3 protein-coding genes and 1 pseudogene are annotated in these 6302 nt (G+C 47.7%); all 4 read right to left on the bottom strand.

The features are described 5' to 3' along the window. Positions 1-27: 27 nt before the first annotated feature. Positions 28-600: pseudogene (locus HMPREF0980_RS16295) on the bottom strand (NAD(P)-dependent malic enzyme); the annotation flags it as partial. 103 nt (positions 601-703) lie between these two features. Next, positions 704-1654 (bottom strand): helix-turn-helix transcriptional regulator, encoded by a 951-nt coding sequence (locus HMPREF0980_RS16290; protein ID WP_049730125.1) that lies wholly within the window; start codon positions 1652-1654, stop codon positions 704-706. 568 nt (positions 1655-2222) lie between these two features. After that, positions 2223-4031, bottom strand: a complete 1809-nt coding sequence (locus HMPREF0980_RS16285; RefSeq protein ID WP_049730124.1) for an Ig-like domain repeat protein — start codon at positions 4029-4031, stop codon at positions 2223-2225. After that, the gene (locus tag HMPREF0980_RS16280; protein ID WP_049730123.1) at positions 4016-5512 is read right to left on the bottom strand and encodes a protein kinase domain-containing protein; all 1497 of its coding nucleotides are present in this window, start codon (positions 5510-5512) and stop codon (positions 4016-4018) included. Before HMPREF0980_RS16280 ends, HMPREF0980_RS16285 begins: the two co-directional genes overlap by 16 nt. Between the last annotated feature and the right edge of the window lie 790 nt (positions 5513-6302).

Below are 6302 nucleotides of genomic sequence, written 5' to 3'. Positions count from 1 at the left end.
TCCGACTCAGAAGGTGCCTCAGAAGGTGCCGCTTGTCACAATCTTGACCTCTTCCAGCTTCTTGCCAACGAGCTTCAGCGCATTGATCAGCCCCGCAAGCGTGATGACAGCGGTGCCGTGCTGGTCATCATGGAATATCGGGATATCACAGCGTTCTTTCAGCTTCTTTTCAATCTCAAAACAGCGGGGAGCACTGATATCTTCCAGGTTGACACCGCCAAAACTGCCCGCCAGCAAAGCGACGGTATTGACAATCTCATCCACATCTTTGCTCCTGACACACAGCGGAATCGCATCCACATCCCCGAATGCCTTAAAAAGTACACATTTCCCTTCCATCACCGGCATGCCTGCCTCCGGCCCGATATCCCCAAGTCCAAGCACTGCCGTTCCGTCTGTCACGACCGCCACCGTGTTCCATCGGCGGGTAAGGTCATAGCTCTTGTCGATATCTTCCTTGATTTCAAGGCACGGCTGCGCCACGCCTGGTGTATAGGCCAGCGAAAGAGCCTCTTTATTATCCACGGCAGCTCTTGCTGCCATCTCGATTTTGCCTTTCCACTCATAATGCAGCTTTAACGATTCTTTTGCATAGTCCATGACATTTCCTCCATCATCTGATACTGTTATGTATATTATTTTTCATATGTATATTATAGGGTAGCGTTTTAAAAATAGCAACCGAATGATTATATCAGATGCTTTAGCCTTCCTGCATACAATAGTGATGGTACAATGCCTCGGCCTTTCGCCCCATCTCGTCTTTAAGCTCTTCTGGCGCCAGTACCTCTGCATCCGTGCCCAGGGGAAGAAGAAAGTCTGCCACAAGGGCAAGCGAGGAGCCTGCAATCTCCATATCAATCATTCCGGTACCGTCATTAAAGATCTCGAGCCCGCGTGCCAGCAGAAAATCCGCTTCACATCGTTTTACTCCCAAAGCGCTCAGCCATATCCTGACATGATAATCGTTACCAGTCTCCTTCCTGTCAAGATATTCATGTACGGTCATCGGCGCTTTCATAACCGGCTTCTTTATGATTTCTATAATTTCCTCTATCCGGTCCACCCGGAACTCACGTACTGCCATGGCCTTCATACAATAGGTAGGGCAATACCACAACCCGTTCATGGCATACAAGCCTATCGGGACAATTGTCCGTACGCTTTCGGAATGTTCTGAGGAATACCGTACTGTTACCCCCCAGCCGTTTGTCACGATGTCCAGAAGGTCCCTTAAAAGCGGAGAGCTACAGTGCCTGTCCGGAACCCAGAATACCACCTTATTCTGTATCTGCGTGATACTATTTTGCATGTCCGGAGGCAGACAGTTTAAAAATTTCTTCAAGACGGATATTCCTTCCTGTTCAAAGGGTACATTTCTATAGAACTGCATAGACTGGTACGCAAAAAAGATTGCTTTTGCTTCATTCTCAGAGAATGTAATCGGCGGGAGAACCCTTTCCTTCAATACATGATATCCTCCGGCGGCTCCGACCTCCGAGTAGAGCGGAAAACCCGCCCGCTCCAGAGACTGCAGGTCTCTGAGCACTGTCCTTTTTGATACGGAAAATTCTTCAGCCAGTTCCCCGACTGTAAAATGCTTTTTGGCATTGATCGTTATCATCATCTCAATGAGCCGGTCTGCTTTAGACATTACATACTCCTTTCCATAATAGTGACAATAGTTGTCACTATTATATGATAATATATTTACAGACCTGATGCAACAGAAGGCCTGAAATCTAATTCAAACAAATACGGCACATTGCCTGGCCTATTCTTGCATATAAAGAACAGGCGGGATATCATGTCTTGCGCTAATATAATGATTCCTCTCATTATCCTCCTGCGCAGCAAGATAAGACATTGATAGTTCCTGCTACATTCCGGTTCTTTAAGGATAGGCCTCTGCCATCTATACCATCGTTCATAGTTTATTCATTTATCATTCAAGAAACTTTCACTTCTTTAACATTGTTTCTTCATACGTGTACCTTATACTAAGATTATCAAATGAAGAACAAATACGTTTGATACTGAACGCACCAACTGTCTAGTAGTAAAATACTATTTTGAATAAACTTTTTCATAATACATGCCAGGGACCGGCTGCCGGTTTCCTGGCATCCTCCCTTTTATGCAGGCTTAACCACCCAGACATGCTTATGACTATCAAGAACCGCTGTATTTGTTCACAGCGGTTCTTCTAATGTACCAATCGATTATTTCCTTTTCCGGTAAACTGCCGCACCCGCTGCCGTACCAGCCGCGGCAGTTAACAGAATCAGTGCAAACTTGCCCTGCGCCGAACTTTCATCTGACATTCCTCCTATCTCTCTTTCAGATTGCCTCTCCGGCACAAATCTTTTCCTGACAGGATTGAGAAGTTTCTCAAATATAGTCTCCTTCTTCACAATGTCAAATTCCAGATCAGCTTCCGCCTCGTTTCCTGCCTTATCACGTGCCTTAACTGTCACAAAATGCTCCCCGTATTCCTGTACCGTATACTGGTACACTTTGCTGCTTACATTTACTGCCTGCTGTTCCCCGTCTATCCATATCTCATCAATCATATCATTTTTATTTTCAAGCAACACTTGAAACGTGCACTCTTCTTCATATTCTCCCCCTTCCTTTACATCGGCAAACATAATTTCCGGCGGCGTCCGGTCTATCATAAACCGTGCCCGGGCCTCTGCTTCATTTCCCGCCGCGTCCAAAGCTTTGACCAAAAACGTGTGGACACCTTCTGTCTTCACCTTCTCGCCCGGGGGATATATCTTGCCGTTCAGTCTGATTTCATATGTGTACGATGTAAAGTCTTTTATAGTTTCCTCCAGCGTATGATTCCACTGGAACTCTCTTAGATAACGGCCATTCAGCTCATCTACAAACCGTATCACAGGATTCTTTTTATCAACGATAACCTGTGCCGAACGGCTTCTTACAAACCCCGCCTTGTCCGAAGCACTCAGCTCCATCTTATATATGCCGTCCTCGCTCAGCTGCTGCCGCATGACACGGGCCTCTCCCTCGCTCGTCCATTCATTTTCCGGAAGCTCTTCCACGCCTCCTTCCGGACTCTCTCTCATATTCCTTACCGTGACTGCATCTAATATGTTATCATCTTCTGCACGATAGCATACCTCTGCCGGACGGCTCGTTATCATATAATTGTCAATCCCTTGTATCGCTATGTCCGGGGGCGCATTGTCAATATACATCCTCCGGGACACTTCCTTTTTATTACCTGCTTTATCGACAGCGTGTACTGTGACGGGAACCCCATTCCCCTGTAAGGATTTCTGGCTGATAAGAAAGGCCGCCTGCGTATTTGGTGTCGTGCCGAGCAGTTGTTTTCCTGCATATGCTGATATCTGTGCTACCTGGCTGCCCTTTTCTCCGTCGCTGCACCTTACGCTGAGCATAGCCTCCCTCTGATACCACGCATCCAATCCGGACGGTGCCCAGAGCTGAACATCAGGGGCTGCCGTGTCAACCAGCAATTGTCTGCTGCATTCAGAATCTTCTACCTTATGCCCATCCTCGTCTTCCATCCATACAGATATGCTGTTTCCGCCTTCCGTAAACTGTTCTGGACCGATACACGCCTTGTCCCCGCTTTTCGTCAGCTCTCCCTGCATAGTTCCACCCTCCCCGTCTACAAAATGGTATCTGGTAACTCCGTATTCACTGACATGAACCATCTCTATCTTTGGTAATGTCACATAATAGCCATTCTTTCCGTCAGGGCCAGGACAATTGAACTCATACTTCTCTATAGGCTTTTCCGGCTCCTCCGGCTCTTCTGGCTCCTCCGGCTCTTCTGGCTCCTCCGGCCCTTCTGGTTCCCCTCCTTCCGTCCCATCCCCTTTATTCTCCGTGGTTACCTTATCCCCTTCCACTGAAATCTCTTCTGCCTTGCTAACCGTGTCTTTTGCCAGGCTTTTTGATTCCTGCACCGTTCCTGCTGCCGATACTGCAAGCAGTATTATAATTACTATGGTTATCTCTCTTATCTTCCTACCCATACGTCTTCCCCTTCCACCTGGATGTCATATTCTCTCTGTAACTTCTTAAACTCTTCCATCTCTGCCAGCTCCGGCATATGTGTGATAGCGGACTTTATCGTCTCCGCACATACGTTTCGGTCTACCGATGTATCCCTGCATTGCATACGGATATACAAAAGGCGGAGCCTGGATGAATCTGGCAGTTCCTCAATCCCTTTTCTGCAGCACTCCCATGCCTTTTCTATCTCGCCGCCTGCTTCCTGCAAAAGCGTCATCTTAGCAAACAGCTCCTCCCTGTTCCCGGCTGCCTCCTCATGCTCAAGTATCTTCTCGTACATGGCTGCGGCCTCCGTCTTTTTCTGCATTTCCTCAAAGGATACCGCCATGAGCTCCATGATTTCCCTATCTGCCTCTTCCCGGCCTCCCTCACTGTCAGAGAGGCTGAGGTACACGTCTCCCAAGCGGACGATATCCGGAGCTGCCTCTTTCGTACCGAGTAATGAATATCCTTTTATAAGCCCGTGGATACACTCCCGCTCCCTTCCTTCCGGAATCTCATCTTCTGCGCGTTCCAGCGCCGCTGCCAGCGCGGACGCCCCATCCATAGCCGCATCTTTCTCCATATATCTGGCAATCATGGCATAGCAGTCTGCGCCGTACCGTCCTACTTCCTCCAGATAGCCTGCTGCTTTTGCATATTGATCTAGCTTCAGTAGACAGACCATACCCATGTCAAACTTAAGGAGGTCACTGGCACTGTCGTCTTGCCTCTTCTTTCCGGGCTTATCTGCTGGCGTTTGGCTGACGGTATCCTCTTTCTGCCCCCCGCTGCTTCTTATACTACGAAAAGGAATGCCTCTTATCATAATGCCCGCCGCTGCAATTATGGCAATGGCTGTTATTATCAGCACCTTTTTCTGCTTCTTAAGAATAAAAGACTTTGTTCTGCATATTGGAAAATGTTTTTGAATATCTTCGATACTTCGATAAGTGTGTTTAGACTGCCTGGACAGGCATCTTGATATGACTTTTCTAATTTTTCGCGCTTCCCTTTTCGTCAGCGAAGGGGCCGGATCTGTGACTGACAGCATATACTGCCATGTCCGGCCCAATCCGTATATATCAAGCCCAGCCGTAGCTTTACGATATGTATTTTCTTCCGGAGGAAGGAAATTATCCCGCACCGCCTTCCTCTGCATCTTTCTGATGAGCATCTCGCTGGATTGTGCTCCGGCATCGAGCAGATACAGCTTTTCCTCGCCGCTTATGATAATACTATACGGATTGACGTACTGATAGCATGGCCGACCCTTCAGCCTGTGAAACAGCTGCAGCTGTCTCATAATTTCATACATCCACGAAAATAGTTGTTCCTTGGGGATATTAGGATGGTACTTCAGCCACTGAATCAAATTCCTGCCCTGCACAAATTCTGAACTGACATAGCAGGAACGGTTATGTTCTATCAGGCGAAGCACATCAAAGCCCACTGTTGACATAGAACCACCTCTTTTATTCTACTTTAGCTATTGTTGGATATCATCCGGCAGCACCCGGAGGGAAATAAAAAGAATGTTTAAAATGCTGAGATATTATAGAGTAATACATATGATAACCGATTCTGTACAAAAACACAAGCCCCTTTTCCATTTTTCTCCAAAGCTTCGCGAGAACAAAAAAGTAATTAGGAGTTTAGTAAATTAGGCTGCGGGCGGGGAGCCGGGTGGCATCTGCTCCGATGCGTACGAGGCTCCGACTATTTCACGTATCCCTAACCCTGCGTAATGAGCGCCGATAGCGGCTTGCATCCCGCAGGATAAGGGCTACGGAAAGGATTCTCCGCCTCTTCCGCTTACACCTGCGCATCTCCCACCCGGCTCCCCGTCCGCTATCTACTTTACTAACAAGGGCGTGAGCGGCCGTGTGACGTTACTGGCTAGCGGATGAACGCTGGCTGCGTCAGCTAGATGGAAAATGGTAGCAAGCTTAGTGTATACAGCACATACAGTTTAAAACGTTGTATATTATCGTAGTTAAACGTTTGCAGCGAGGCGTACACGCCGTTGCTGCAGGAAGAGCCGGAGTCAGGCAAGGGATGTTATCTCACATAACAGCCCTGTACCTGATTCCGGCTCTTCCTCATTATAATTATAATTCCATTTTGCCAAAGGTTTTCACTCGCTCAGCTTTTTTATAATATACTGGCACAGATAAATTCCTTCCGACCGCCAGTAACGTCACACAGCCACCCCGCCGTGCCAGTAAAGTAGATAGCCGCTGGGAGCAGGG

Origin of the sequence: Dorea sp. D27 (genome assembly GCF_001185345.1) — a bacterium.
GTDB lineage: Bacteria > Bacillota > Clostridia > Lachnospirales > Lachnospiraceae > Extibacter.
Note: the sequence above shows the minus strand (reverse complement) of the source record. Positions and strands in the feature narration are given on the sequence as shown.

What these genes read in the sequence shown, in the direction of transcription:
- HMPREF0980_RS16290 (WP_049730125.1), bottom strand. Translation starts at nt 1,654, where the DNA reads ATGTCTAAAGCAGACCGGCTCATTGAGATGATGATAACGATCAATGCC.
- HMPREF0980_RS16280 (WP_049730123.1), bottom strand. Translation starts at nt 5,512, where the DNA reads ATGTCAACAGTGGGCTTTGATGTGCTTCGCCTGATAGAACATAACCGT.
- HMPREF0980_RS16285 (WP_049730124.1), bottom strand. Translation starts at nt 4,031, where the DNA reads ATGGGTAGGAAGATAAGAGAGATAACCATAGTAATTATAATACTGCTT.